This window comes from Hydrogenophilus islandicus (genome assembly GCF_054657095.1).
This window is the reverse complement of the sequence record NZ_BAAHXE010000030.1, coordinates 1-26697: the sequence shown is the minus strand read 5'-3', so window position 1 is coordinate 26697 and position 26697 is coordinate 1. Positions and strand designations below refer to the sequence as shown.

The window sequence follows — 26697 nt, the reverse complement described above, 5'->3', positions numbered from 1 at the left end:
AATGAAGTAGCGCTTGTCGTCGATCAGTTCGAGGAGCTCCGCGAGGTCGATCCGGGTGAGCGGATCGATCATGTAGTGGTCTTCGGGAATCGACGGGCCAGCGGTGTTGAACTTCTTCTCTCGGGTCATCGATAGCCTCCTGCAACTTACACCGGCGACACCGCAAAAAGCGCGGCGATTTCGGCTTCGGTGAGGGAGAACCCCGCTGCCCCCTCCCCTTCGTAGGTGGCGGTGGCGAGCGCCCGCTTCTGTGCCTGCAGCTTCAAGATCTGCTCCTCGACGGTATTCGCGCAGATCAGTTTGTAGATGAAGACCGGCTTCTCCTGGCCGATGCGATGGGCGCGGTCGATCGCCTGCTCTTCAACCGCCGGATTCCACCACGGGTCGAGCAGGATCACGGTATCGGCCTCGGTGAGGTTGAGCCCTGTCCCGCCCGCTTTGAGGCTGATGAGAAAAACGGGCATCTCTCCGCGCTGAAAGCGGGCGACCACTTCGTCGCGCTGCCGCGTCTGGCCGGTGAGCATCGCGTAGGGGATCGCCAGCTCTTTGAGGAGCGTCTCGACCCGCTCAAGGAGCTTGACGAACTGGGAGAAGATCAGCACCTTGCGCCCCTCTTCGACGAGCTCGGGGAGCGTCTCACGCAGCCAGTCGAGTTTCGCCGACTCCTGGACGCGCCGCGCCTGCGGGGTGTCCAAGAGCGACGGATCGCAGCAGGTCTGACGGAGTTTGAGGAGCGCGTCGAGCACCGTGATCTGGCTCTTCGCGAGCCCCTTCTGCGCGAGCGCCTGCCGCACCCGCGCCTCCATCGCCACCCGGATCGCCTCGTAGACCTTCGCCTGCCGCTCGCCCAAGGTGAGCGTCTCGACGATTTCGCTCTTCGGCGGGAGCTCCTCGGCCACCTCCGCTTTGGTGCGGCGGAGAAGGAACGGCCGGATGCGGTGGCGGAGGTAGTCGAGTCGCGCCCAGTCGCCGTGCTTTTCGATCGGCGTGCGGTAGAGCCGCTGGAAGACCTCCCACCGCCCGAGAAACCCCGGCATCAGGAAGTCGAAAAGGGCCCAGAGTTCGCCGAGGTGGTTCTCCATCGGGGTGCCGGTGAGGCACAACCGCTGCGCAGCGTGCAGTTGCCGCACGCTCTGCGCGACGCGGGCACGGGGGTTTTTGATCGCCTGCGCTTCATCGAGAATCACCACCGACCAGCGCTGCGTTTTCAGCCGGTCGATGTCGCGCCACAAGAGCGCGTAGGAGGTGATGACGAGGTGGTGGGAAGGGAGCGCGTCGGCGAGCGCGGCGCGGTCGTTCCCGTGCCACGCAACAACCCGCAGTTGCGGGGCAAAGCGCGCCGCTTCGCGCAGCCAGTTGCCGATGAGGCTCGTTGGGGCGACGACGAGAGCCGGGGCGTCGAGCCGTCCGGCGACGCGGTCGATCTCGAGGTGGGCGAGCGCTTGGAGCGTCTTCCCGAGCCCCATGTCGTCGGCAAGGAGCCCGTGGAGGCGGTGGCGACGCCAAAACTGCAGCCACGCGACCCCCACCTCCTGGTAGGGGCGCAGCGCCGCGGTGAGACTCTCCGGGACAGTGACCGGAAGGGGACCGTTGTGGGCGCGCAATTCGTCGATCATCGCGGCAAAGGCCGGCGGGCGCTCCGGCCAGAGCGCTTCGGGGAGCGCCTGGAGCAGCGTGAGATCGTAGCGCGACACCCGCGCCCGCCCTTTGCGGTTCGGTTCGCGGTTGAGGAGCTCCAACGCGACGCGCAGCACCGGCTCAATGGGCTTCAACGGCACGCAGGCGCAGCGGTCGCGTTGGCCGGGGAGGTCGACGACGATCTCCTCGGGCCACCCTTCCGCGCCGTAGCGGGCAAAGACCTCGGCGGCGATCTCCTCGACCGGCACCGCGACGTCGTCGTCCAGCCGGATATTCCCCTGCCACTCGAACCAGTCGGGGTCGTCGGCAATCGGCTGCAGGGTGAGCTCGCCGAACGACGCTTCGGTGACTTCGGGCCAGAAGTCTGGCGCGACCTCGATCTCCGGGGCAAATTCGGCGAAAGTGGCGGCGAGCCGCTCCCGCTCCTCGAGCCACCGCGCCGCGCTCCACTTCGGTTGGAGCGCTCGATAGGGTTCGCCGGCCATTTTCGCGTCGGCCCAGAGGGCAACGCGCTCAAACCAGTTCTGCTCGCGGGGACGTTGCCGCTCCCGTACCGTGACCACCGCCTCACCAAAGGAGTGGCTGAGGGTATGGTCAGCATAGACCGTCACTGGCCCGTAGCGCACCTGCGGTTCGATCTGCCGCTCCCCGGAGGGAAGGCGAACGAGGCGGAGAATAAACCGCGGGGAATCGGTGACCTCGTGGCGCGCCACCACCGTTGGCGGCGGCAACGCCGACGGCAGCCGTTCGCTCCAGAGACGGGCAAAGCGCTCGACCTCGTCGGGGGCAATCGGCGGGAGATTCTGGAGCGCAGCAAATTGCGCCCAGGTGACCCCTTCCGGCAAAGCACAGGCTCCGACGCGCCTTTCGCGCGGCAACAGGTAGTGCCATGGCCAGGTGTTGGTGATGAGGTGGGCGGAAGCGATCTCCTCAGGCACCCGGTAGACGCCGACAAACCGGCCGCGGGCATCTTCCCGCCACTGCCAGCCCAGCACCGGCGTCTCGGGGGACCAGGTGAGCGGTACCCCAAAGGTGTGGTCCCCCCAAAAGGCGCGCCCGCTCTGGACAATGGCTGCGAAGGCCGTCCCCAGCCACAACGGCGAGATCCGATAGTGGGCGCCAGCGTAGGCGTCGCCCGCAAAGAGGAGCCCGTAGAGATCAGCTAGGGTCAATCGCTCTTCCAAACCGGCAAGGGGATAGCGCGAATCCCAGCTCACCGCGGTCCCCTGGATGAGCCGTCGAGGGTCACGCTTGTAGGGGCGGGTGAGCCACGCGCGCCACCGCACCGCGTGTTGCACCACCTCGACGTCGAAGACGAGCCGCTCTTGTTGTTCGGGCGACTGCTCGTCGCGCGAGCCACCGGTGATTCGCGTGAGGTGTTCGATCGCGAGCGACAGGCGCGACGGGCGCGGCGGGGCGGCTTTCTTCTCCGTGGTTCGACTGGCGGCGGCAGGGAGTCCCCGAAGGAAGAGGTCGAGGAGCTGGCCGAGTTCCCCCCAGTCGGGCGCCCTCTCGCCTCCGTTGCCCTGTGATTCGTGGTCCGCTGCCATCGTCTCTTCGCGGTGGTCGAAAAAGAGCAAGTATAATCGGCCACTATCGCAATGGCAACGAAACGGTACGGAGCATACCCATGGCTGGACATTCGAAGTGGGCCAACATTCGCTTTCGCAAAGAGCGCCAAGACGCCAAACGGGGGCAGATCTTCACCCGCCTGATCCGCGAGATCACCGTCGCCGCCCGCAACGGCGGCGGCGACCCGGAATTCAACCCGCGCCTCAGGGCCGCAATCGAAAAGGCGAAAGAGCACAACATGCCCGCCGACAACATCGAACGGGCGATCAAGCGCGGGACGGGGGAACTCGAGGGGGTGCAGTACGAAGAGGTGCGCTACGAAGGGTACGGACCCGGTGGCGCGGCAGTGATCGTCGACTGCGTCACCGACAACCGCACCCGGACGGTTGCCGAGGTGCGCCATGCTTTTGCCAAACATGGCGGCAACCTCGGGACCGAGGGGTGCGTGGCGTTCCAGTTCACCCACTGCGGCCAGATCATTCTCCCACCCGGCACTTCTGACGAGAAGGTGCTCGAAGTGGCGCTCGAGGCGGGCGCCGACGACGTGATTACCCACGACGACGGCTCGATGGAAGTGATCACGCCCCCCTATGAGCTCGACCGGGTGAAAGGGGCGCTGGTGGCCGCCGGCATCACCCCCGCTGCCGCCGAGGTGGTGTGGAAGGCGCAGAACGAGCTCGAGCTCACCGGCGAGGAGGCGGTGAAGATGCGCAAACTTCTCGACGCCCTTGAAAGCCTCGACGACGTTCAGGCGGTCTACACCTCGGCGGTCTTTGACGAGAGCGAATGACCGCGGCGGCGACCGTACTCGGGGTCGACCCGGGGCTACGCCGCACCGGTTACGGGGTAATCGTCGCGGACGGGGGCCAGCTTCGCCATATTGCCCACGGGATGCTTACCGCGCCGCTGGATGCCCCCTTGCCGTTGCGTCTTGCGGCGCTTTTTGACGCGCTCACTGCGGTGATCGCCCGGTACGCGCCGCAGGCGATCGCCGTCGAACAGGTTTTCGTCAACAGCAACGCGCAGGCGACGCTGCTCCTCGGTCAAGCGCGCGGGGCGCTCCTTGCCGCAGCGGTGCGAAGCGGTGCCCCCGTCGCGGAATATACCGCGCTCCAGGTGAAACAGGCAGTCGTCGGCTACGGGAAAGCCCATAAAGAGCAGGTCCAGGAGATGGTGCGGCGGCTGCTTTCGCTCACCGAGCCGCCGCCACCCGATGCGGCGGACGCTTTGGCTTGCGCGATCTGCCACGCCCACCAGAGCCGCCACCCGTTGGCCGCCGCACTGCTTGCGCACGGCGGGGGTGTTTCGCGTAAGAGCGGGCGGCTACGGGGGTGGAGCGCAGAGGCCGTCGCAGCGCTTGCTGCCCAACGGGGAGAAAGCAGGTGACAGTGACCACCCCCGAAACGCTCTGCGCGCACCTTGAGCGGGAACTCTTTGGCAAAGAGTTCGCGCTCCGCGTAGCGCTCGCCGCGTGGCTTGCCGACGGCCACGTTCTGATCGAAGATCTTCCTGGTGTTGGCAAGACGACGCTCGCGAAGACGCTCGCCGCGGCGTTTGGCTTTTCGTGGCGGCGGCTGCAGGGGACGCCCGACCTGCTCCCGGCCGACATCACCGGCGGCCTTGTCTGGGACGCGGTGCAGGGGCAACTGCGCTTCGTTCCGGGACCGATCTTCACCGAAGTACTCCTCTGCGATGAGCTCAACCGCGCGAACCCCAAGAGCCAGAGCGCGCTCTTGGAGGCGATGGAGGAGCGCCAGGTGACGATCGAAGGAGAGAGCCACCCGCTCCCCGACCCCTTTCTCCTCATCGCAACGCAAAATCCCCTCTCCCAGATCGGCGCAAATCCTCTTCCTGAAGGGCAGCTCGACCGGTTCGCTGTCCGCCTCTCCCTCGGTTACCCGCCGCGGGAGGCGGAACAGGCGCTCATCGCCGCAGCGCTTGCTGGTCGGGAGAATAGCGCGCGCAGGAAAGCGACTGGCACCGATGCGTCCCCTCCCCATCCTCCCCTTGCGACGCGCGAGACCTTCTTCGCGTGGCGGCGCGCGGTGGGCGAGGTGACGGTGCGCGAGCCGCTGATCGACTACGCACTCGAGCTCGCCACAGCGTCGCGCCGCCACCCGCTGCTTCGGCTGGGGTTGAGCCCGCGTGCGGTGATCCAGCTCGTGGAACTCTCCCGCGCGTGGGCCTTTCTCAACGGGCGAGACTATGTCCTCCCCGACGACCTTCAGGCGATCTTCCCTGCAGCGACCGCGCACCGCCTTTGGGTCAAAGCGCAGGCGGGGGTTGCAGCCGAGCACGTCGCGGCGCAGCTCCTCGCCGAAACCCCTGTTCCGCGGTGATGGGGAAGCAATTTCAGCCCGCCTTCCGTGAAGTCGAAAAGCAGATGGCCGTCACACGCCCGCAAGACTTCCTTCCCCGCCCCGCCCGGTGGCTCCACTGGCGGCGGTGGCTGCGGCGTGACCATCGCGGGCAGACCTGGACGTGGAACAGCTGGCGCGTCTTTCTCGTCCCGACGCCATTTGGGTGGGCGTATGGCGGTATGCTCGTCGCCCTCTTTCTCTTTGCCGCAAACTACCAGCTGTCGCTCGCCTACGCGCTCCTCTTCCTCGCGTTGGCTACTGGGCTTGCAGGAGCGGTCGAGACAGTGCGCCACCTGCAGGGGCTCCAGCTCACCGCACGTGCCCCCGAACTGGTCGTCGCGGGGGAGCCGCTCCGCTGGCCGATCGCCTTTCATGCGCCGGAAGGGGCAGAGGGCAGCGCAGTGACGGTGAGCGCGGTCGCTGATGAGGGCCAAGTCATTGCAACGGTGCTCTCTTTCTCCGCAGCAACCGGCGAGGCGACGCTGCCGCTACCGACGACGCAGCGCGGCGCCTACCCCGCCCCCTGTTTCGCCGTGTCGACGACGCTTCCGTGGGGGCTCGTCCGCGCGTGGGCGGTGTGGCAGCCTCCCGTCACCGCGTGGGTCGCACCGAAGCCCCTCGTCACCGCGCCACCGTTTCCTCGCGCACCCGAACGCTGCGACGCCGCTTCAGGGGAGGAGACGTCCAGGGACGGAGTGGACTGGGGTGACTGGCGTACGGCGCATCCAGGTGAGAGGCTTCGGCGCGTCCATATGCGCCAACTTGCGCGGCGCGGCGACGTGTGGCTTGCCGAGACGGTCGCCGACGGCGCTCCCGTTACCGAGACGGTGGTGCTGCGCTATGATGACGCGGTGGGCGAGACGGTCGAGGAGCGCCTCGCGTGTCTTGCGGCGTGGGTGTTTGCGGCTGATGCGGCGGGACTCTCTTACGGCCTGGAGCTGCCCGACAGCGTGCTGCCTACAGGCCTCGGTGAAGCGCACCGCACCGCCGCGCTCCTTCGCCTCGCCCAATTCGGGTTCGTCCGCTGATTGCCCCTCCTAGGATGCTGGGCGGCACTGAGGAGCTTTTGATGTCACAAGACCCGGAGGATCAAGTCGAGCTTTCCCTCACGGGATGCGATCAGTCGTCCCAGTGATGGTGATGCTTGTGCCTGTGCTTGCGATGGCCGAGGTGCAGTCCGCGGTCGTGCGGTTCCACGTAGATCACCTCCCTCCTGACCCGCCTGGGCTGGTCCTTGGTGGCAATGGCGGCACCCGTAGCACCACCCAGGCCTGCACCGATCACCGCTCCTTCACGCCCCCCCAAGGCGGAACCCACCACCGCCCCGGCGGCACCCCCGAGCGCACCACCAACGACCGCATCGGTATCCAACGCAAAGGCCTGGGTCAGCCCAACCGTGGAAAAGAACACAGCTGTCAACACAGTCCGTTTCATGGCCGATCCTTCCCGCAAAAATACAGTAGTCAGTATATCACCCTGCGTGCCGTAAGCAAATGAAATTTCGGTAACGCGCGCCCCACCTCGGCCATGGCGCGCTGTCTGGACACCTCCCGTTTATCAAGAGCGATGGGGGTATGTTGGGCGAGAATAGGGTGCAGCTCTATACTCGGCCTGGCCAGAGTAGCGCTGCCAACATCTTCGCCGAGCGGCGTACAGATTGACCAACCGATTGCTGCCAGGTATCCTTTTCCATGGCGTGTCCTGCATGGTTGCTGATCAACATTCTGGCAAATACGAATTTCAGCAGAGGTGCGCTGCGGCCGCTCCCGTGGGCAGCGTGGCTGCCGACACTCATTGCGGGAGTCGTCGCGGCGCTTCTCCACGCGCCGGCGATGCCGCTTGCGTGGAACGCCGTTGTCGCCGCGTTTGCGGTGGGGGCGATCCTCCAGCTCACCGGCGTAGTCCGCTTTTCCCGTTTTGTTGCCGCCGTTGCCGCGCTCGGTGCCTTCTTAGCGATCGTGCCAATCTTTGGCACGACTTTGGGTCAGGAGAGCGCTTTTGCGCTCCTTGCCGCCACCTTCTGGCTCAAAGGGTGGGAGAGCGCGACGCCGCGCGACCTGCGCGCCTGGGGACTCACAGCGATACTGCTCCTCGCCACCGCCTTTGTCCGCAGCCAGTCGCCGCTCTACGCCGGGGCGGTCTTGGCGGGATTTCTCATGGTGTTGATCGGGTGGGGGCAAACCACCCGCGCTGAATGGGGGCTCATCCCGCAAGGGCAGGATCTTGCGCCTCTTGCACGCCGCACCCTCGTTCTCTTTGCCGCGGTGACCCCCCTCGTGATTCTCCTCTTTCTGGTGGTCCCGCGACTCGAGCGGCCGCTCTGGGGGATCCCTCAGGACGCCGCGAAAGGGAAAAGCGGCCTCTCAGAGACGATGCGTCCGGGCGCTTTGAGCGCTCTCGCCCTCTCCGACGGGATCGCCTTGACCCTGACGTGGGAGGGCGATGCCCCTCTGCCAGCCGACCTCTACTTTCGCGCGCTCACCCTGACCCACTTTGACGGCAGCGAGTGGCGCCCCGACCCGAATAGCCCGGTGACCGAGGCGCTCGCGAACCGCGCGCCGCTCCCCGCCGCTCCGTTGTGGGTGGTTCGCCCCACCCCGCTGCCGGATGTTGAGACGCGCCGCTTCACCCTGCTCCTTGCGCCGCAACCGACGCGCTGGCTGCCGATGCCGGAGCACACCGTGGCACTCGACGGGGCGAAAAGCGCGACCTCCACCGCCGACGGCCTCTGGGTGAGTCACCTTCCCCTCGTCGACCGCACTTTGTGGCGCGGCAGCACGCAGGTGAGCGACCGCGCCCCTGCGCCCTTGTCGGCCGCCCAATTTCGGGCACTCACGCTACTGCCGCAAGGAAGCGACCCGCGCGCGCAGGCGCTCGGGCGCACGATCGCCGCCCAACACGCGACCGCCGCAGAGCGGCTCGCGGCAATCGAAGCGGCATTCCGCGCGGCGGAGCTGCGCTACACCTTGACCCCACCCCTCATGGCGAAAGACGCTGCCGATACCACTCTTTTTGACGCCCGCGCTGGCTTTTGCGAACACTTCGCCCACGCCTTTACAGTCGTCGCGCGCAGTGCGGGGCTGCCGACGCGCGTCGTCCTCGGTTACCAGGGGGCGACCCTCAACCCCGTTGACCAGAGCTGGGTCGTGCGCCACGCCGACGCCCACGCGTGGGCCGAGGTGTGGCTTGACGGCGCGTGGCGGCGGGTCGATCCCACCCGCTGGGTCGCCCCCGACCGAGTGTTGCAGGGGAGCACCAGCGCATTACGAGGGGAGATGGCGCCGCTGCGCGCCGCGTGGCTGGAACAGCCTTGGCTCAAGGCGCTCCGCTACCAACTCTGGGCGTGGCAGCGCCGTTGGGACCTCTGGGTGGTCGGGTTTGACGCCGACCGGCAGCGGAGCCTCTGGGAGCGGCTGGGGTGGCGTTTCGATCAGATCGGGTGGCCAACCGCTCTGCTCACCCTCCTCATCGTCGTCGCGTTGGCGGTGCCGCTGGTGGTGCGCCTCCCTGAGCAGGAGCGCGATCCGGTGCGCCGCGCCTGGCTTGCGTTGGAGAGAAGCCTCGCCTCCCGTGGCCTTGCCCGCAAACCGGGAGAAGCGCCGAATGCGTTTGTCGCACGCGTCACCGCGCAACTCCCCGAACCGGTTGCGACCCGCTTGACCGTTGCCGCAACGGCCTACCACCGCTACCGCTTTGGCCACACGGAGTGGCCTGCGCAAAAGATCGTGCAGGAGCTGCGCGCGGTGCGCCGCGCACTGAGAAGCAGCCGGCACGCCACCCCGCGCACGAAAATGAACAATGCGCACGTTTCTACTTCTTGACCCGAGGAGCTTTTCGATGACCTCTGCCTCACCCCCGCCCACCACCGACCTTCCCGCACAGCTTGTGGCGACGATGCGCGCGATGAGCGCGAAGCGCCTCAACGTCGGCGCCGCCGGCAACGCCAGTGTCCGCCACCCCGCGGGCGGTATGTGGATTACCCCGACCGGGATTCCCGCCGATCAACTCGAACCGCACCAGATCGTCTGGGTCAACGACGACGGGCGCGCAACGGGCCCGTGGCGCCCGTCGAGCGAATGGCACTTTCACCTCGCGCTCTACCACCACCGGAGTGACATTACCGCGATTGTTCACTGCCACGCCCCGGCAGCGACGGCGCTCGCGTGCCACCGCTTGGAGATCCCCCCGTTTCACTACATGATCGCCGAATTTGGCGGCACCACGGTGCGGTGCGCCCGTTACGCCCGCTTCGGCACTGAGGCGCTAGCGGAAGGAATTCTTGAGGCGTTGGCGGAGCGCAACAGCTGCCTTTTAGCGAACCACGGGCTGGTGGCCACAGGGGAGAATCTCGCGCAGGCGCTTCACCGCGCTGAAGCGCTCGAGACCCTCTGTCAGCAGTACCTCTACGCCCGCATGATCGGCGAACCGGTCTGGCTCACCGAGAGCGAGATGGCCGAAGTGATCGCGGCGTTTCGCACCTACGGCCAGCAAACGGTGCGCGAAGAGGCAAATCACGAAAGGACTTCGACGATCCTGCCCCCCAGTTCGTAACGAAACTCCCCTGCCCCATCGTCGATCGCCTCACAGCGGCGGACCTCGAGCCGCACCCGGAGCGGCCGCACCGCACCCCCCGGAAGCGCCGGGGGTTGATCGACCTGCACCGCCACCACCTCGTGGAGCGCCGGCACATAGTTGCTCCGCAGCGTCAATCCCCCGACGGAGAGCTGAGTGCAGGTCCCCTCAAAGCGGTCGCCATGCGCGGTAATCAAGTGCGCTTTGAGCCCGCCACCGGGCACCGGGATCCGTCGATCGCGACGGCGTTCGGGATGTTGCTGGGGCATCGCATCTCTCCTTTCCGCTTCGGGTGCAAACCATTATACGGAAAAGAGCGGCGCGCCTGAAGTCGCGGGTTGTCCCGTGATACCCCCTCAGGGATCAGGAGCAACACCCCCCGCCCTCCGACACACCGAGTTTGCGGAGAATATTCTCCAGCGGGCAGAGCCCAGTAAAGGCGCTTTGGAAGAGGTTCGCACCGACAAACGCGGTGAACCACAGGAAGTTTTTGCTCACAAAGAGGGGCGACCCTTCCACCCCCAACGCGAGCGACAGCAGCACAAAAAACCCCGCAAAGGCGCGGACCCACTGATTGACAGTCATCTTCTTCATCGCAAGCTCCTCTCTACGATCAACACAAAACGGTTACTCACTCCCCCCCACCAACTCGGCGACCCGCTTGCGCTTTGCGGCATAGAAGAGCATTGGGATCACCACTAGCGTCAGCACCGTCGAGACGAAGACCCCGAAGATGAGGCTGATCGCAAGCCCCTGGAAGATCGGGTCGTCGAGGATGAAGAAGGCCCCGATCATCGCCGCGAGCGCGGTGAGCGCGATCGGTTTCGCCCGCACCGCGGCCGAGCGGATGATCGCCTCTTCAAACGCCATCCCTTCGCGCACCTGCTGGATCACGAAGTCGACAAGCAGAATCGAGTTGCGCACGATGATCCCCGCGAGTGCGATCATCCCGATCATCGAGGTGGCGGTGAATTGCGCCCCCAAGAGGGCATGCCCTGGCATCACCCCGATGATCGTGAGGGGGATCGGCGCCATGATGATGAGCGGGGTGCCGTAGCTCTTGAAGTGGGCGACAACGAGGAGGTAGATCAGCACCAACCCCACCGCGTAGGCCGCCCCCATATCGCGGAAGGTCTCGTAGGTCACCTGCCACTCGCCATCCCATTTGACCGCGTACTCGGCAAAGGGGTTCTTCGGCGGCTGGATGAACCATTCGGCGAGGCTCCCAAACCGCTCCGAACCCGCGAGCGGGCTACCCGCGAGCTGCGCGCGCGCGGCGAACATCCCGTAGAGCGGCGAATCGGTTCGCCCCGCGACGTCGGCGGTAACATAGACCACCGGCAACAGGTCTTTGCGGTAGATCACCTGCTCGCGCGGCCGCTCGACGAGATCGACGAGCTCGCCAATCGGCACGAGCTGCCCCTCGCGCGACCGGACCTTGAGCGCCAACACACGCTCGATTCGGTCCTTCTGCGCCGGATCCATCATCAGCCGCACCGGCACTTCGTACTGGTTGTTGCCGCCGTAGAGCGAAGTGGCCGAATCACCCGAGAGCGCGACCCGGATCGTCTCGACGATCTGCGCCTGCGCCACCCCGTGCTGCGCCGCTTTCGCCTGGTTCACGACAAGCACGAGCTCGGGCGCCACCTCTTCGATCGTGTCGTCGACGTCGACAACGTCGGGCGTCGCCTCCAGCACCCGCCGCACCTGCCGCGCAACCTCGATCTGGCCGGAGTAGCTCGGCCCATAGACCTCCGCGACGATCGGCGAAAGGACCGGTGGCCCGGGCGGCACCTCGACCACCTTGGCGGTCGCGCCATATTTTGCCGCGATCTCCTGGACGATCGGCCGCGCCGCCATCGCAATCTCGTGGCTCTTGCGTTGGCGATGGCGCCGATCGACGAGATTGACCTGCAGATCCCCCATCTCCGGCATCTGGCGCAGGTAGTACTGGCGGACCAGTCCATTGAAGTTGATCGGACTCGCAGTCCCTGCGTAGGCTTGCCAGTCGCGAATCTCGTGGATGCTTCTCGCCAACGCTTCGCCCATCTCCTGAAGCGCGCGGCTCGTCACCTCCGGCGCAGTCCCGAGCGGCATGTCGACCACCACCTGGAACTCGCTCTTGTTGTCGAAGGGGAGCATCTTGAGGATCACCGCCTGAACGACAGGGAGCGCAACCGCCACCGCAATGAGTGCCATCACCGCCACCCCCCAGGCAAAACGGACCCACGCCCCGTAACGCGGATGCATGATCGGGTTGAAGATGCGGCGAAAGAGGCGGTCGAGCGCCGCGGTGATCCGGTCGTCGCGCGCATCAAGTGCGTTGCCGTGGGCGGCGTGGGCCGGGAGGAGTTTCCCCGCAAGCCACGGCGTCACGATGAAGGCAACGAGCAGCGACAAGAACATCCCCATCGACGCGTTGATCGGGATCGGGCTCATGTAGGGCCCCATCAAGCCGGTGACAAAGGCCATCGGCAGGAGCGCCGCGATCACGGTGAAGGTGGCGAGAATCGTCGGCCCCCCGACCTCGTCGACAGCGTGCGGAATCACCCGCCACAGCGGCTCGAGCGGCTTCATGTGGTGCCAGCGGTGGATGTTCTCGACGACGACGATTGCGTCGTCGACCAGAATCCCGATCGAGAAGATCAACGCGAAGAGCGAGACGCGGTTGAGGGTAAAGCCCCACGCCCAGGAGGCAAAGAGGGTCGCCATCAGCGTGAGCGTCACCGCGACCCCGACGATCACCGCTTCGCGCCACCCGAGGGTGAAGAGCACCAGGGCAACCACCGCGCCGGTGGCAAAGATGAGCTTACCGATCAGGGTATTGGCTTTGTCGGTCGCGGTCGCGCCGTAGTCGCGCGTCACCTGCCACGCGACCCCCTCCGGGATGAGCTGATTCTCGAGCGACCGCATCCGCTCGAGAAGCGCGTCGACGACGGTTGCCGCGTTCGCTCCCGGTTTTTTCGACACCCAGATCGTCACCGCCGGTTGCGACGCTCCAGGGGCAAGGCCCGAATCCTTCCCCGCCTCGCCGCCACCGAACCAGACGTAGCTGCGCGGTTCGTTGGGCCCGAGCATGACGTCGGCGACGTCGCGCAGATAGACCGGTCGTCCTTCCACCACCCCGACGACAATGTTGGCGACATCCTCGGCCGAGTCGAAATAGAGCCCAGTGCGGACCAGCACCTCGCGGTTGTCCTGCGTGAGCATCCCCGCAGGGAGCGAGACGTTGGTGAGCGCGAGCGCCTGCTTCAATTCGCTCACCGTAAGATTGTAGGCGTTCAACCGCACCGGGTCGAAGATCACCCGCACCACCTGCCCCGGGCCGCCAATCGTGCGCACGTCGCGCGTCCCGGGAACGCGCTTCAACTCCAACTCGAGGGCGTGCGCCACCCGCTCGAGGTCGTAACCGGCGCGATCTGGATCGGCGGTATAAAGGGTGAACGCCGCGATCGGCACATCGTCGATCCCTTTCGGTTTGACGATCGGCTCACCGACGCCGAGGTTGGGGCTGAGCCAGTCGCGGTTCGAGATCACCGTGTCGTAAAGGCGCACCAGCGCCGTCTCGTTCTTCACCCCCACCTTGAACTGGACCGTGATCACCGCCATCCCGGGGCGCGAGACGCTGTAGACGTGGTCGACGCCAGCGATCCGCGACAGGACCAGCTCAGCCGGTTTGGCGATGATCGCCTCGACATCCTTTGCCGACGCCCCCGGCCACGGGACGAGGACGTTGGCCATCGTCACGTCGATCTGCGGCTCCTCCTCTTTCGGCGTCACGATAATCGCGAAGAGGCCGACCAAAAAGAGGACGAGCGCCAAAAGAGGAGTGATCGCGTTCCGCTGAAAGGTCGCGGCGGTCCAGCCGGAGAGGCCAAGCGCCCGGCCGGTGGTTTCGCCGGGAAGGGTAGCGTGTGCCATCGCCCGCTCCTTACGGCTGACCCGCGCGCTGCTCGCGCGCAGCGATGAGCCCCGCCTTCACCGGGTCGAGCGCGACGCGGTCACCCGCCGCAAGTCCTGCCAACACCTGGAGATGGTGCTCATCGACCCGGTCGCCCAAACGGACCTGGCGCAACCGCCAACCGCCATCGGTCTGAAGATAGACTGCGGTGAGCTCACCACGCCGCAGAATCGCTCTTTCGGGGACCACCAACCGCTCCGCCCCTGCGGCTGAAATCTCGATCCGCGCGAAGGTCCCCGGCACGAGCGCATCCCCTGCCCCCTTGGGGAGATCGGCGCGCACCGTCTGTGTCTGCGTCTTCGGGTCGACTGCAGGGAGCACGGTCACCGCGGTCGCGTTCCAACGGTGCTGCTGCCCTGGCACTTCGATCTCTGCCGCAAGCGGCTGGCCGAGCGACCGAATGCGCTCTTGCGGCACCTGCGCCACCGCCCGCAACGCCCCCGGCTGGTAGAGGAGCAGCAGCGGCTGCCCCGGCTGGGCCATATCCCCTTTATTGGCGTAGCGCTCCGCGACCACCCCGTCGAAAGGTGCCTTCACCTGGGTGTAGGCCAGCCCCGCCTCGGCCCGGGCGAGCTGCGCCTGGGCGGCGTTACGCTCCGCCTGTGCGGCATTCAACGCCGTGCGCGCCGAATCGAGCCGCGATTCGCTGATGAACTTCTGCTCAAAGAGATTCTTCGTCCGCTCCCATTCGGCGCGTGCCTGCGTGAGGTTCGCTTCAGCCTGCGCCAGGCGCGCCCGCGCGGCGGCGACCTCCTGGCGGACGGCGCTGTCGTCGAGGACAAAGAGAATTTCGCCCGCTTTGACCTTTGACCCGGCGTCAACGCGCACTTCGACGACGCGTCCGGCCACCTCGGGAGCGACGCGCGCCTGCATCACCGCTTCGATCACCCCCTCGGCAGCCACCCGCTCCCGCACCGCCTGACGCTCGACAACCCCAACGGGAACGTCATCCACTTTTTCGTCAGCGGCCTGCAACGGCATCGCTGGTAGCGCCGCAACGAGAAGCGCCCAACTGAGACTGGCCACTCTTCTGAGTATTATCATTTTCTAATACTCCAACGCCAAAAAAAGCCCACCCGGTGGGTTTTGATTTTGCGAAAAGATGGTCGGGGCGGCGGGATTTGAACTCGCGACCCCCTGCACCCCATGCAGGTGCGCTACCAGGCTGCGCTACGCCCCGACTGAGTGAGATTATAACAAAGAAGCGCGCAAGACTCAACACTCAAAGCTGGAGACAACGCCACGTGGCCACGCGCAGCGATATCAGGCCAACGGCGCCGGCGTCTCCCCAACCACCTTGCCGATGCGCTCACGCAACGCGGCGAGCTCCGCTTCAACGGTAGCGAGTTCGGTCAGAAAAGTCCGCAGTCGCTCCTCGAACGCCTCCTCAAGGGTTACTGTGAGGAGCAGCTCGGCCCGCACTTCGGCAAAGGGGCGCCCCTCGTCGAGAATCAGCCGGCGGATGCGGCGCAAAAGGAGCAGCTCCTCGCGGCGGTAGGTGCGGCGGGGGCGGCCCCGGCGGTTGCCGACGGCAAATTCCCGCTCCCATTGGCGCAGCAAGTGCTCCGGCACATCGAGGAGCGTGAGCACCTCCGCGACGGTGAAAAAAGTTTTCGCTGGCAAGGGGGGAAGGTCAGAGGGTGGCGCACTCCGCTTCACGGTTTCGTTCGGCATCATGATGGGCTACCGCCTCTTTCAGTTTGTGGCTGGCGTGAAAGGTTACCACACGCCGCGGGGCAATCGGTACCACCTCGCCGGTACGGGGGTTGCGCCCGGGGCGCTGCGGTTTGTCGCGCAAGGTAAACACCCCAAATCCCGAGAGTTTCACCGCCTCACCGGCGACCAACCGCTCTGCGATCGTCTCAAAAAAGCGGTCGACCAACTGCCGCGCCTCTACCCGGGGGAGACCCACCTCGGTAATCAGCGTCTCAGTCAGTTCCGCCTTGGTCACTTCAGCTGCCATAGGATCCTCGAATCTCTGGAGTGCAGGTTTTACCCTGACCTGCTTACTGACGCAATGTCGCCCCGCATTGCGCACCAACGCGCTCCACGATGAGCGCAAGCGCCTGGTTGATCTCCTCATCGGTGAGGGTGCGCTCCTCGTGTTGCCAGCGAAGCCGCAGCGCGACGCTCTTCGTCCCCTCGGGGAGCCCCTTCCCTTGATAGACGTCGAAGACCCACACCTCTTGCAGCCACGCCGGCGCTTTCGCCTTCACCGCAGCGATGAGATCGGCCACGGGGAGTTCGGCCGGGACGAGGAACGCAAGGTCGCGCGTCACCGCAGGCTGGCGCGAAAGGGGGCGATAGTGGGGTTGGGGACGCGCGAGCGCCGCGTTGAGGTCGATCTCGAAGAGGACGGGTGCGGGCTTCAACTCCCACGCCCGCGCCCACTGGGGATGGAGTTCGCCAATCACCCCGATCTGCCTGCGCGCGCCCCCCGCCTCGTGCCAAACTGCAGCCGCGCGCCCGGGATGGAGCGCCGGGTGATCGGTGGGGAGAAAGGTGAGCGACTCGGGGGCAAAGAGCGCTTCGAGGTCCCCTTTGACGTCGAAGAAGTCGACGGTGCGGTGCCCCTCCGCGCTCCACCCCGCATCACTCGTCCCCCAGGCAACCGCAGCAAGCTTGAGCGGTTGCTGCGCGTCGAGTGCCGCGGCCAAAGCCTCCTTGGTCACTGCGGTAATCGGCTCGGCCGACCGGAAACAGCGGCCGATCTCAAAGAGGCGAACGCTTTCGGCTTGTCGCTTGCGGTTCGCGGCAACCGCATCGACGAGCCCCGGAATGAGAGAGGAGCGCATCACCGCAAGGGGCGCAGCGATCGGATTGGCGAGACGAATCGGCTGGGGATTCGCCAGAAGCTTCTCCTCCCACCACGCTTCGACGAAGGCGTAGGTGATCGCTTCACTGTAGCCGCGTTCGCACAGGAAGCGCCGCACGATGTGGCGGCTGCGCTGCCCTTCGGGGATTGGCGCGACCGCTGCGGGAATTTCAGGAAGCGCGGCGGGGATCCGGTCGTAGCCGATGAGGCGCGCCACCTCCTCAGCGAGATCCTCAGGAATCGTTAGGTCGAAACGCCAACTGGGGGGGACGGCGGTAACCGTCTCTCCGGCCACCACGGTCGCCACCCCCTCTCGGTTGAGCCACCCCGCCACCTCTTGGGCGCGAACGGGAATGCCGAGGTGGGCGGCGAGACGCGACGCCGCAACGGTGATCGGTTGGCGCTGCGGGAGATGCGCGGGAGATTCGGCGACCACCACGTCGCTCGCTTCGCCCCCGGCAATTTCGAGAATGAGCTGGGTTGCGCGCTCAATCGCCCGCCGACACCCTTCAGGGTCGACGCCGCGCTCAAAGCGGTGAGCGGCTTCCGACGTCAGCGCGAGGCGCCGAGCGCGCCCCGCGACCGCTTGCGGGGCAAAATGGGCACTCTCGAGGAAAATGGCACTCGTCTCCTCGCCAACCCCCGAGGCCAAACCGCCCATCACCCCGGCAAGGGCCACCGGCCCCGTCTCGTCGGCGATCACGAGGCAGTCGTGATCGAGCGCCACCGTCTCACCGGAAAGCACCGTCAATTGCTCCCCTGCGGACGCCCAACGGACAGAGATGTCACCGACGAGCTTCGTCGCGTCGAAGGCATGGAGCGGCTGCCCGAGTTCGAGCATCACGTAGTTGGTGACATCCACCAGAAAACGGATCGGCCGCTGACCCGCAGCGACGAGCCGCCGTTTCATCCATTCGGGGGTGGGTGTGGTCGGGTCGATGCCGCGAATCAGCCGGCCGAGATAGCGGGGGCACGCCTCAGAAGCCAAAAGGCGCACGGCCCGCCCCGCAGCAAAACCGGCAGAGGGGACCGTCGGACCGTCAGGCGAAAGCGAAGAGAAGACCCCACGCGGCCCAGTCGCCTCCCCTTGCGGTGCCCTCGTGGCTTCCCACGGCGGCGTGAGCGCCGCACCGGTGAGCGCCGCCACTTCGCGAGCGATCCCCAACACGCTCAAACAGTCGGCGCGGTTCGGGGTCATCTTGAGCTCGATCACCGCGTCGTCCAACCCCAACGCGCGGCGGAGATCCTCCCCCACCGGGGCGTCGCTCGGCAACTCCATCAGCCCTTCGTGGTCGTCGGAGATCCCCAATTCCCGCGCCGAACAGAGCATTCCGAACGACTCGACCCCGCGCAGTTTCGCCTGGCGAATGGTGACCCCGCCCGGCAACTGGGCCCCGACGAGGGCGCAGGGAGCTTTCAAGCCGGCGCGCGCGTTCGGGGCGCCGCAGACGATGGTGAGCGTCGCCTCCCCTACATCAACCGTACAGACGCGCAGCTTATCGGCGTTGGGATGGGGTTCGCAGGTAAGAATCCCACCGACGACGACGCTGTGAAAAGGGGGAGCGAGCGGGGTGACCCCTTCGACCTCAAGCCCCGCCATCGTCAACCGCTCGGTGAGCGCATCGAGCTGCAAGGGCCCCGCGTCACCCACCCACGATTCGAGCCAACTCAAGAGAATCTTCATCGCTCACCCTTCAGGCAAACTGCGCCAGGAAGCGCACATCGTTCTCGAAAAAGAGGCGGAGGTCATTGACGCCGTAGCGCAGCATCGCCAGGCGGTCGAGCCCGAACCCAAAGGCAAAGCCGCGCACCGCGTCGGGGTCAAAGCCGCCGTTTCTGAGCACGGTCGGGTGGACCATGCCGCACCCTGCGATCTCGAGCCACTTGCCGGCAAGCGCCCCGCTCCTGAACTGCACGTCGATTTCGGCCGACGGTTCGGTAAACGGAAAATAGGAGGGACGAAAGCGCACCGTGAGCGCGTCGGTTTCGAAAAAGGCGTGAAGGAAGGACTGCACCACCCCCTTGAGGTGGGTAAATGCGATTCCCTTCCCGACCCAGAGCCCCTCCAACTGATGGAACATCGGCGAATGGGTGGCGTCGGAGTCGACGCGATAGACCCGCCCTGGCGCGATGATCCGCAGCTCCGCATCCGCGCCGTGCGCCGCAACATGCGCCCGCATCGCGCGGATCTGCACGGGGCTCGTATGGGTGCGCAGCACCACGTCGCTTCGACCCTCCAGGTAGAAGGTATCGTGCATCGAGCGGGCGGGGTGGTCAGCGGGGGTGTTGAGCGCGGTGAAGTTGTGCCAGTCGTCTTCGATCTCGGGCCCGTCAGCAACCGCAAACCCGAGCGAAGCAAAAAGCGCCTCCACCCGCTCGAGGGTACGCCAAACCGGGTGCGGTGCACCGACGGTGCGCCGCCGTCCCGGAAGGGTTACGTCGATCGCCTGTGCCGCGAGTTCCCGCGCGAGCGCCTCCTCCTCGATGCGCTGCCGCGCCGCGGTGAGCAGCGCCTCAATCTCGCTCTTCACCGCATTGATCTCTGCCCCTTTGCGTTTGCGCTCCTCAGGGGAACATTGCGCCAAACTCTTCAACGCCTGGGTAATCACCCCGTTTTTGCCGAGAAAACGCGCTTTGGCGTCTTCCAACGCCGCCATCGTTTTCGCCGCGGCAAAGGCCGATTCCGCCTCCCGCACCCAATCGCTCGTCATCACCCTCTCCAACAAAAAAAGGGAGGCGCGCCTCCCTTTTCTTTTTTGCGCTGCCTGAAAAGCGCCTCAAAGGCACCACGCGGCAGCGCACGAAGCCCCTTACGCTGTCAGGCAAGCGCGCGCTTTTTCAACCAACGCCCCGAAGGCGGGCTTGTCGAAGACCGCGAGGTCAGCCAGGACCTTGCGGTCAACATCGACCTGCGCCTTTTTGAGGCCGTTGATGAATTCGCTGTAGGTCAAGCCATACTCCCGCGCAGCGGCGTTGATCCGGGTGATCCAGAGCGCACGGAACTGCCGTTTGCGCTGCCGGCGGTCACGATAGGCGTACTGCAACGCCTTCATCACCGCCTCTTTGGCTACGCGGTAGACATTCTTCCGGCGGCCGCGATAGCCTTTCGCGAGCTTCAGAACCTTTTTGTGGCGCGCCCGCGCCGTGACCCCACGTTTAACCCGAGGCATCTTGCTTCTCCCTTATGCGTACGGCAACATCTGTTTGACCAGGACCATGTCGCTTGGATGGACTTCGACCATCCCACGCAGACGACGTTTACGATCCGGGCTCTTCTTGGTCAGAATGTGGCGCTTGAACGCTTGGGAGCGCTTGATGCTGCCGCTACCGCGCACTTTGAAGCGCTTCGCTGCACCCTTTTTGGTCTTCATCTTAGGCATTGCCGATAGCTCCTATAGTTTATGGCGCAAGGCGCACCCTCAGGTGCTTGCGAGCCCCGCGACCACTTGTTGCACACCTCTACCCGTGCAACCGGGTAGAACACGTTATTTTACCTTCTTTTTTGCCGGCGCGATCACCATCACCATCTGCCGCCCTTCGAGCTTGGGCATCTGCTCGACCACACCGATATCGGCCAAATCTTGCTGAATCCGCTCGAGCTGGCGCAAACCCAACTCCTGGTGCGCCATTTCACGGCCGCGAAAGCGGAGCGTCACTTTGGCCTTATCGCCATCCATCAGAAAGCGGCGCAGATTGCGCAATTTGATCTGGTAGTCGTTCTCGTCGGTGCCGGGGCGGATCTTGATCTCTTTGACCTGGATCTGCTTCTGTTTCGCCCGCGCCTCTTGCGCCTTCTTCTGTTCCTGATACTTGAACTTGCCGTAGTCCATGATTCTGCAGACCGGGGGGTTCGCCGTCGGCGCAATCTCCACCAGATCCAACCCCGCTTCGTCGGCAGCGGCAAAGGCTTCCCGCAACGAAACAATCCCGATCTGCTGCCCGTCTGGGCCGATCAACCGTACTTGTGGCGCGTCGATCTCGTCATTGACGCGCACCTCTTTTTCCTGTGCGATGGCTCACTTCTCCCAACAAAAAATTCAACACTCGGCGCTTTTCGCTGCAACCCGCTCTTTGGCGCGCGCAAGGAACGCCGCAAGCGGCATCGCACCGAGATCAACTCCTCCTCTGGCGCGCACCGAGACCTGGCCAGTTGCCGCTTCCTGATCCCCCACCACCAAGAGGTAGGGCACCTTCTGCAGACTGTGCTCGCGAATTTTATAGGTAATTTTTTCATTGCGCAAATCGGCGTCGACCGCAAGCCCCTCTGCCTGCAGTTGGCACTTGACCTGCGTGGCGTAGTCGGCGTGGCGTTCGCTGATCGGCAACACCACCGCCTGAACGGGCGCAAGCCACAGGGGCAACGCACCGGCGTAATGTTCGATGAGAATCCCGAGGAACCGCTCGAGCGAGCCGAAGAGCGCACGATGGAGCATCACTGGTCGCTGCCGCGTGTTGTCTTCCGCAACGTAGTGGATATCGAACCGCTCGGGGAGGTTCATATCGACCTGGAGCGTCCCGCACTGCCAATCGCGCCCGATCGCATCGCGCAAAACGAATTCGAGCTTCGGCCCGTAAAAGGCCCCTTCGCCGGGGAAGAGCTCATACTCGAGGCCCAGACCCGTCACCGCCGCAGCGAGCGCCGCCTCGAGCCGGTCCCACACCTCGTCGCTACCGATCCGATTCTCCGGCCGCGTGGAGAGCTTAATCCGCACCTGATCGAAGCCGAACTCACGGTAGATGTCGAGAATGAGCCGCACCACTTCGGCGCACTCGTCGGTCATCTGCTCGGGGGTGCAGAAGATGTGGGCGTCATCCTGCGTGAAATGGCGTACCCGCAGCAGCCCATGAAGCGCCCCAGAGGGTTCATAACGGTGCACTTTGCCAAATTCAGCGACCCGCAACGGCAGATCGCGGTAGCTGTGGAGTCCATGCTTGTACCAGGTGCACGCGCCAGGGCAGTTCATCGGCTTCAACGCGAAGACCCGCTCATCCTCGGTCTGGGTGACAAACATGTGGTCGTGGTAGTTCTGCCAGTGGCCCGAGCGCTCCCAGAGTGAGCGGTCCATCACGTCAGGGGTGTTGATCTCGATGTAACCGGCGGCCGCTTGCCGTTCGCGCATGTAGCTGATGAGCTTTTGAAAGACGCGCCACCCTTTGGGGTGCCAGAAGACCGAACCCGGCGCCACCTCCTCGAAATGGAAGAGGTCGAGCTGCACCCCCAGGCGGCGGTGGTCGCGTTTCTCTGCCTCCTCGAGCTGCTTGAGGTAGGCGTCGAGCGCCTTCTTGTCAGCCCATGCGGTCCCGTAGATCCGCTGCAACTGCTCGTTGCGCGCATCCCCCCGCCAGTAGGCCCCGGCCACTTTGGTGAGTTTAAATGCCTTCAGTTTCCCCGTGTTCGGCACATGGGGGCCGCGGCAGAGGTCGACGAAGTCGCCCTGACGGTAGAGCGAAATCGTCTCCTCTTCGGGAATCGACGCGATGATTTCGGCCTTATAGAACTCACCCTGATCGCGAAAGAAGCGGACCGCTTCGTCGCGATCCCACTCCTCACGCACGACCGGAATCGCCGCCGCGGCAAGCTCCTTCATCTTCGTTTCGATTTTCTCGAGATCTTCGGGCGTAAAGGGGCGAGGGAAGGCAAAATCGTAGTAGAAGCCGTTTTCGATCACCGGCCCAATCGTCACCTGCGCTTCGGGGTAGAGCGACTTGACCGCGTGCGCAAGGAGGTGCGCAGTCGAGTGGCGAATCACCTCAAGCCCTTCTGGGTCGCGGTCGGTGATGATCGCAACGGTGGCGTCGTGGTCAATCGGCGCAGTGAGATCTACGAGACGGCCGTCCACTTTTGCCGCAACCGCCGCTTTGGCAAGCCCCGGGCCGATCGCTTCGGCAACCTCAAGGGGCGTCACCGCACCGTCAAAGTGCTTGACCGAACCATCGGGCAGAGTGATTGCAACCATGATACTCCCCAAACAAAAATGCGGCCAACGGGCCGCATTTTGTCGAATCCTGGTAGGCGCGATTGGACTCGAACCAACGACCCCCACCATGTCAAGGTGGTGCTCTAACCAACTGAGCTACGCGCCTGTGGAAGCGAAATTATACGAACAATTCGGGCGCGATGCAATACCCCTCGCCGCACCCCTCGCGATCTGCCCTGTGATGCGCTATAGTGGTCATATCATCGACACAAAAAAGGAGAACCCACCATGGAGCCGAGCGCCATTGCCCGAAGGGAACTCACCCTCCCTTCGGGGCGAACCTACCGCTACTACTCCCTTCCCGCGCTCGAACAAGCGGGCGTTGGAGCGATCAGCACGCTACCGGTATCGATCCGGATCATTCTCGAGTCGCTCGTTCGCCATTGCGACGGCGTACGGGTGACCGCCGATCAGGTGGTGGAGCTTGCCAACTGGCAGCCGAACGGCGCGCGCACCAGCGAAATCCCATTTGTCGTCGCCCGGGTGGTGCTGCAAGACTTCACCGGGGTGCCGCTCCTCTGCGACCTTGCCGCGATGCGGAGCACCGCCCATCGTCTCGGGAAAACGCCGCAAGCGATTGAGCCGATCGTCCCGGTGAACCTCGTCGTCGACCATTCGGTCCAGGTCGACACCTTCGGTAGCCCCGCGGCGCTGCGCAAAAACATGGAGCTGGAGTTCCAGCGCAACCGCGAGCGCTACCAGTTCATCAAGTGGGGGATGCAGGCGTTTGAAACTTTCGGCGTCGTCCCGCCGGGGGTCGGGATCGTCCACCAGGTCAACCTCGAGCACCTCTTTCGCGGGGTGCGCGTCGCCACCGAACCCGATGGCAGCGCGACTCTTTTCCCCGATACGCTGGTGGGCACCGACAGCCACACGACGATGATCAACGGCGTCGGTGTGGTGGGCTGGGGAGTGGGCGGGATCGAAGCCGAAGCGGCGATGCTCGGTCAGCCGGTCTATCTCCTGACCCCCGACGTGGTTGGGGTCGAGCTCACCGGGCGCCTCCCTGAAGGAGTGACTGCAACCGACCTGGTGCTGACGCTCACTGAGATGTTGCGCCGCGAAAAGGTGGTGGGCCAATTTGTCGAATTTTTCGGCGAAGGGGCGGCGACCTTGACCGTCCCCGACCGCGCGACGATCGCCAACATGGCGCCGGAGTATGGCGCGACGATGGGCTACTTCCCCGTCGACGAGCAGACCGTCGCCTACCTGGAACGAACCGGCCGCAGCCGCGACGAGGTCGAAGCGTTCGCCGCCTACTTTCAGGCGCAGGGGCTCTTTGGGATGCCGCGACGCGGGGCGATCCGCTACAGCCGGACGCTTGCGCTCGACCTCGGCACGGTCGAACCGTCGCTCGCCGGTCCGAAACGGCCGCAGGATCGCATTCCCTTGGCCGCACTGAAGCAGCAGTTTGAGACGCTGCTCACTGCGCCGCCCGAGCGCAATGGGTACGGTCTCACGGCCGACGAACGCAGGAAGCGCGTCCCAGTCACCCTTCCGCTCGCGCACGCCGGCCGACTCGAGGGCGACGCGCTGAGCCCTGAGACGGTCACCACCACCGTCGGCCACGGCGACCTCCTCATTGCCGCGATCACCTCCTGCACCAACACCAGCAACCCGGCACTGCTGATCGCCGCGGGGCTGGTGGCGAAGAAGGCGGTTGCGCGGGGTCTGACCGTGTCGCCGAAGGTGAAGACGTCGCTCGCCCCCGGGTCGCGCGTCGTCACCGAATATCTGGAGCGGACGGGGCTCCTTGCGCCGCTCGAGCAGCTCGGCTTTGCCGTCGTCGGCTACGGCTGCACGACGTGCATCGGCAACGCCGGGGATCTCGCGCCGGAACTCAACGACGCGATCCGCCAAGAAAATCTGGTGGTCGCGGCGATCCTTTCGGGAAACCGCAACTTCGAAGCGCGCATCCACCCGAACATCCGCGCCAATTTCCTCGCCTCGCCGCCGCTTGTCGTCGCGTTCGCGCTCGCCGGACGGGTCGACATCGACCTCACCACCGAGCCGCTCGCTACCGACCGCGCAGGCAACCCCGTCTTCCTGCGCGACCTCTGGCCGACGAGCGACGAGATCCATGCGGCGCTCCCCTACGCCCTCGACCCGGAGCTCTTTGCTCGGCTCTATCAGGACTTCACCGCCCACCTCGATCTGTGGAACGCGATCGCGGCACCCCAAGGGAGCCTCTACGATTGGCCCCCCTCGACCTACATCGCCGAGCCCCCCTTCTTTGCCGATTTCACCCTCACGCCGAAGCCGATCCCACCGATCACCAATGCCCGTGCGCTCCTCCTCTTGGGCGACTCGGTGACCACCGACCACATCTCGCCGGCGGGGTCGATCCCCGAGTCGTCACCCGCGGGGCAGTGGCTCCTCCGTCACGGGGTGACGAAGGCGGAGTTCAACAGCTATGGCGCCCGTCGTGGCCACCACGAGGTGATGATCCGCGGCACCTTCGCCAACGTCCGTCTCAAGAACTTGATGCTCCCCCCGCGCCCCGACGGCAGCCGCATCGAAGGGGGATATACCCTGCTCAACGGCGAAATCGTCCCGGTCTATGATGCAGCCACCCATTACCAGCGGGAGGGGATCCCCACGCTCGTCTTTGCCGGCGAAGAGTACGGCACCGGCTCCTCCCGCGACTGGGCAGCAAAAGGGACAGCGCTTCTTGGCGTGCGGGCGGTGGTCGCGCGCAGCTTCGAACGGATCCACCGCGCGAACCTCGTCGGCATGGGGGTGTTGCCGCTGCAGTTCCTCGGCGACGATTCGTGGGAAAAGCTCGGGATCACCGGGAATGAGCGGTTCTCCCTCGAAGGGCTCGACGCGATCGCACCGCAACAGAAGCTCACCCTGGTGATCGAGCGCCCCAACGGCGAGGTCAAGCGGGTCACCGTGCAGTCACGGATCGACACGGCGATCGAGGCGGAGTACTATCGCCACGGCGGAATTCTTCCCTATGTGTTACGGCAGATTCTCGTGAAAGTGTAAGGAGGTGATGCTTTGCTGCTTCTCTGGCGTCGCGCCCTCTTCTGGGGGGCGGTGGGGGTCGTCTTTGTTCTGGCGTTGCTGCCGCTTCCCGAGTTGCCGGAAGTGGCCTTTTCGCTCTCGGACAAAGCGCAGCACGCCCTCGTCTTTCTCCTCCTCTGGCTCCTGGGGGATTGGAGCTACCCCACGACGCGCGTGCTGCTCTCGCTTGGGCTTTTTCTCTACGGCGGGATGATCGAAGTGGCCCAAGCGTTTACCCCAACCCGACAAATGGAGCTTGCCGACTGGATTGCCGACGCGGTGGGGGTCGCTGCAGCGTGGCTCCTCGCCGCGACCCTTTTCCAGCTCAGGCGGCAGTGGGCGGTACGCTGGGGGGTGCGCCCGGCCCCTCTGCGGGGTCGTTCGCGCAATTGACGGGACGAATCGGGAGCGGCGGCAACCCCACCTGCGCCCGCAGCTCGTTGCATTTGGTGTTGGGGGTTCCATCTTCGAGATAGACGGGAAACTCCCGGCACGGTGAGGGGCGGTTCGGGTAAATGGCACACCGCACCGCTTCACCGACCTTTCCCTCGAGGGCAATACAACGCCGCACCTTGCCGTTTGACCCCTTCATGCAGCGCAACCACGGATTGAGCGGCTCGGTGAGCGCTGCGGGAACCCAACCGTTGGGCGCATCGTCGGCTTCTGCCCAGTAGAAGGAGATCCGAAAGTGGGTGCAGCAGACGCCGCAGCGGATGCAGGGGTTGTCGCTCTCGGAGGAAAACTCGACAATGGGATGACTCATCTCAGCTGACTCCTAATTTGACTGTGTCA

General features: G+C 65.3%; 23 protein-coding genes and 2 tRNA genes. 8 read left to right on the top strand and 17 right to left on the bottom strand.

All coding sequences use genetic code 11. The annotated features are described in order from the left end of the window. Positions 1–146 precede the first annotated feature (146 nt). A complete protein-coding gene (locus ACYQ6T_RS08745) occupies positions 147–3188 on the bottom strand; it encodes a DEAD/DEAH box helicase (protein WP_459830056.1) in 3042 nt (1013 codons plus the stop codon). 80 nt (positions 3189–3268) lie between these two features. Here ACYQ6T_RS08745 and ACYQ6T_RS08740 point away from each other — a divergent pair, with 80 nt between their 5' ends. From ACYQ6T_RS08740 to ACYQ6T_RS08725, 4 genes are read left to right on the top strand one after another with little or no spacing between them, the layout of a single operon-like run. Beyond that, entirely contained in the window at positions 3269–4000 is a 732-nt protein-coding gene (locus tag ACYQ6T_RS08740; protein WP_459830054.1) for a YebC/PmpR family DNA-binding transcriptional regulator, read from the top strand. Beyond that, on the top strand, positions 3997–4596 hold the full coding sequence (gene ruvC / locus ACYQ6T_RS08735) for a crossover junction endodeoxyribonuclease RuvC (RefSeq protein WP_459830052.1): 600 nt from the start codon (positions 3997–3999) through the stop codon (positions 4594–4596). Before ACYQ6T_RS08740 ends, ruvC begins: the two co-directional genes overlap by 4 nt. Continuing rightward, entirely contained in the window at positions 4593–5549 is a 957-nt protein-coding gene (locus ACYQ6T_RS08730; RefSeq protein ID WP_459830050.1) for an AAA family ATPase, read from the top strand. The genes ruvC and ACYQ6T_RS08730 overlap by 4 nt, the downstream gene beginning before the upstream one ends. A gap of 44 nt (positions 5550–5593) precedes the next feature. Then, positions 5594–6598: a DUF58 domain-containing protein gene (locus tag ACYQ6T_RS08725; protein ID WP_459830048.1), complete on the top strand. Its 1005-nt coding sequence runs from the start codon at positions 5594–5596 to the stop codon at positions 6596–6598. Between the two features lie 91 nt (positions 6599–6689). Here ACYQ6T_RS08725 and ACYQ6T_RS08720 read toward each other — a convergent pair whose 3' ends face one another. After that, the gene (locus ACYQ6T_RS08720; RefSeq protein ID WP_459830046.1) at positions 6690–7004 is read right to left on the bottom strand and encodes a YMGG-like glycine zipper-containing protein; all 315 of its coding nucleotides are present in this window, start codon (positions 7002–7004) and stop codon (positions 6690–6692) included. A 257-nt stretch (positions 7005–7261) separates the two neighbouring features. Here ACYQ6T_RS08720 and ACYQ6T_RS08715 point away from each other — a divergent pair, with 257 nt between their 5' ends. Both ACYQ6T_RS08715 and ACYQ6T_RS08710 read left to right on the top strand, forming a co-directional pair. After that, the gene (locus tag ACYQ6T_RS08715; RefSeq protein ID WP_459830045.1) at positions 7262–9391 is read left to right on the top strand and encodes a transglutaminase TgpA family protein; all 2130 of its coding nucleotides are present in this window, start codon (positions 7262–7264) and stop codon (positions 9389–9391) included. A 16-nt stretch (positions 9392–9407) separates the two neighbouring features. Next, positions 9408–10121: a class II aldolase/adducin family protein gene (locus tag ACYQ6T_RS08710; RefSeq protein WP_459830043.1), complete on the top strand. Its 714-nt coding sequence runs from the start codon at positions 9408–9410 to the stop codon at positions 10119–10121. On the opposite strand, the gene ACYQ6T_RS08705 is transcribed toward ACYQ6T_RS08710, so the two are convergent. The 14 genes from ACYQ6T_RS08705 to ACYQ6T_RS08640 form a co-directional block, all read right to left on the bottom strand. Next, positions 10082–10411 (bottom strand): PilZ domain-containing protein, encoded by a 330-nt coding sequence (locus ACYQ6T_RS08705; protein WP_459830041.1) that lies wholly within the window; start codon positions 10409–10411, stop codon positions 10082–10084. The two genes, ACYQ6T_RS08710 and ACYQ6T_RS08705, sit on opposite strands and share 40 nt — an antisense overlap. Positions 10412–10505: 94 nt before the next feature. Further along, positions 10506–10727, bottom strand: coding sequence for a YgaP family membrane protein (locus tag ACYQ6T_RS08700; protein WP_459830060.1), 222 nt, complete (start codon positions 10725–10727; stop codon positions 10506–10508). A gap of 42 nt (positions 10728–10769) precedes the next feature. Further along, positions 10770–14063: an efflux RND transporter permease subunit gene (locus tag ACYQ6T_RS08695; protein ID WP_459830038.1), complete on the bottom strand. Its 3294-nt coding sequence runs from the start codon at positions 14061–14063 to the stop codon at positions 10770–10772. A gap of 10 nt (positions 14064–14073) precedes the next feature. Then, positions 14074–15129 (bottom strand): efflux RND transporter periplasmic adaptor subunit, encoded by a 1056-nt coding sequence (locus ACYQ6T_RS08690; protein WP_459830035.1) that lies wholly within the window; start codon positions 15127–15129, stop codon positions 14074–14076. Positions 15130–15206: 77 nt separating this feature from the next. Next, positions 15207–15283, bottom strand: a tRNA-Pro gene (locus ACYQ6T_RS08685). 83 nt (positions 15284–15366) lie between these two features. Next, complete coding sequence (locus tag ACYQ6T_RS08680) at positions 15367–15780, bottom strand: MerR family transcriptional regulator (RefSeq protein WP_459830033.1); 414 nt, start codon at positions 15778–15780, stop codon at positions 15367–15369. Next, positions 15737–16066 carry an integration host factor subunit alpha gene (locus ACYQ6T_RS08675; RefSeq protein WP_459830031.1) on the bottom strand — a complete coding sequence of 110 codons (330 nt, stop codon included), beginning with the start codon at positions 16064–16066 and terminating at the stop codon, positions 15737–15739. The genes ACYQ6T_RS08680 and ACYQ6T_RS08675 overlap by 44 nt, the downstream gene beginning before the upstream one ends. Positions 16067–16109: 43 nt before the next feature. Next, positions 16110–18602, bottom strand: a complete 2493-nt coding sequence (pheT, locus tag ACYQ6T_RS08670; RefSeq protein ID WP_459830029.1) for a phenylalanine--tRNA ligase subunit beta — start codon at positions 18600–18602, stop codon at positions 16110–16112. 10 nt (positions 18603–18612) lie between these two features. Continuing rightward, positions 18613–19629, bottom strand: a complete 1017-nt coding sequence (locus tag ACYQ6T_RS08665; RefSeq protein WP_459830026.1) for a phenylalanine--tRNA ligase subunit alpha — start codon at positions 19627–19629, stop codon at positions 18613–18615. A gap of 99 nt (positions 19630–19728) precedes the next feature. Continuing rightward, the gene (rplT, locus tag ACYQ6T_RS08660) at positions 19729–20088 is read right to left on the bottom strand and encodes a 50S ribosomal protein L20 (RefSeq protein ID WP_459830023.1); all 360 of its coding nucleotides are present in this window, start codon (positions 20086–20088) and stop codon (positions 19729–19731) included. 12 nt (positions 20089–20100) lie between these two features. Further along, entirely contained in the window at positions 20101–20298 is a 198-nt protein-coding gene (gene rpmI, locus ACYQ6T_RS08655) for a 50S ribosomal protein L35 (RefSeq protein WP_459830020.1), read from the bottom strand. A gap of 105 nt (positions 20299–20403) precedes the next feature. Then, complete coding sequence (gene infC / locus ACYQ6T_RS08650; RefSeq protein ID WP_459830058.1) at positions 20404–20931, bottom strand: translation initiation factor IF-3; 528 nt, start codon at positions 20929–20931, stop codon at positions 20404–20406. 24 nt (positions 20932–20955) lie between these two features. After that, positions 20956–22875: a threonine--tRNA ligase gene (gene thrS / locus ACYQ6T_RS08645; RefSeq protein WP_459830019.1), complete on the bottom strand. Its 1920-nt coding sequence runs from the start codon at positions 22873–22875 to the stop codon at positions 20956–20958. A 50-nt stretch (positions 22876–22925) separates the two neighbouring features. Continuing rightward, positions 22926–23002: transfer RNA gene (locus ACYQ6T_RS08640), tRNA-Val, on the bottom strand. 122 nt (positions 23003–23124) lie between these two features. Between ACYQ6T_RS08640 and acnA the strand changes: the two genes are divergently transcribed. Together acnA and ACYQ6T_RS08630 are read left to right on the top strand one after the other, a co-directional pair. Then, a complete protein-coding gene (acnA, locus tag ACYQ6T_RS08635) occupies positions 23125–25887 on the top strand; it encodes an aconitate hydratase AcnA (protein WP_459830016.1) in 2763 nt (920 codons plus the stop codon). Between the two features lie 12 nt (positions 25888–25899). Next, the gene (locus tag ACYQ6T_RS08630; protein WP_459830014.1) at positions 25900–26298 is read left to right on the top strand and encodes a VanZ family protein; all 399 of its coding nucleotides are present in this window, start codon (positions 25900–25902) and stop codon (positions 26296–26298) included. Here ACYQ6T_RS08630 and ACYQ6T_RS08625 read toward each other — a convergent pair. Next, positions 26231–26668, bottom strand: a complete 438-nt coding sequence (locus tag ACYQ6T_RS08625; protein WP_459830011.1) for a YkgJ family cysteine cluster protein — start codon at positions 26666–26668, stop codon at positions 26231–26233. The two genes, ACYQ6T_RS08630 and ACYQ6T_RS08625, sit on opposite strands and share 68 nt — an antisense overlap. Between the last annotated feature and the right edge of the window lie 29 nt (positions 26669–26697).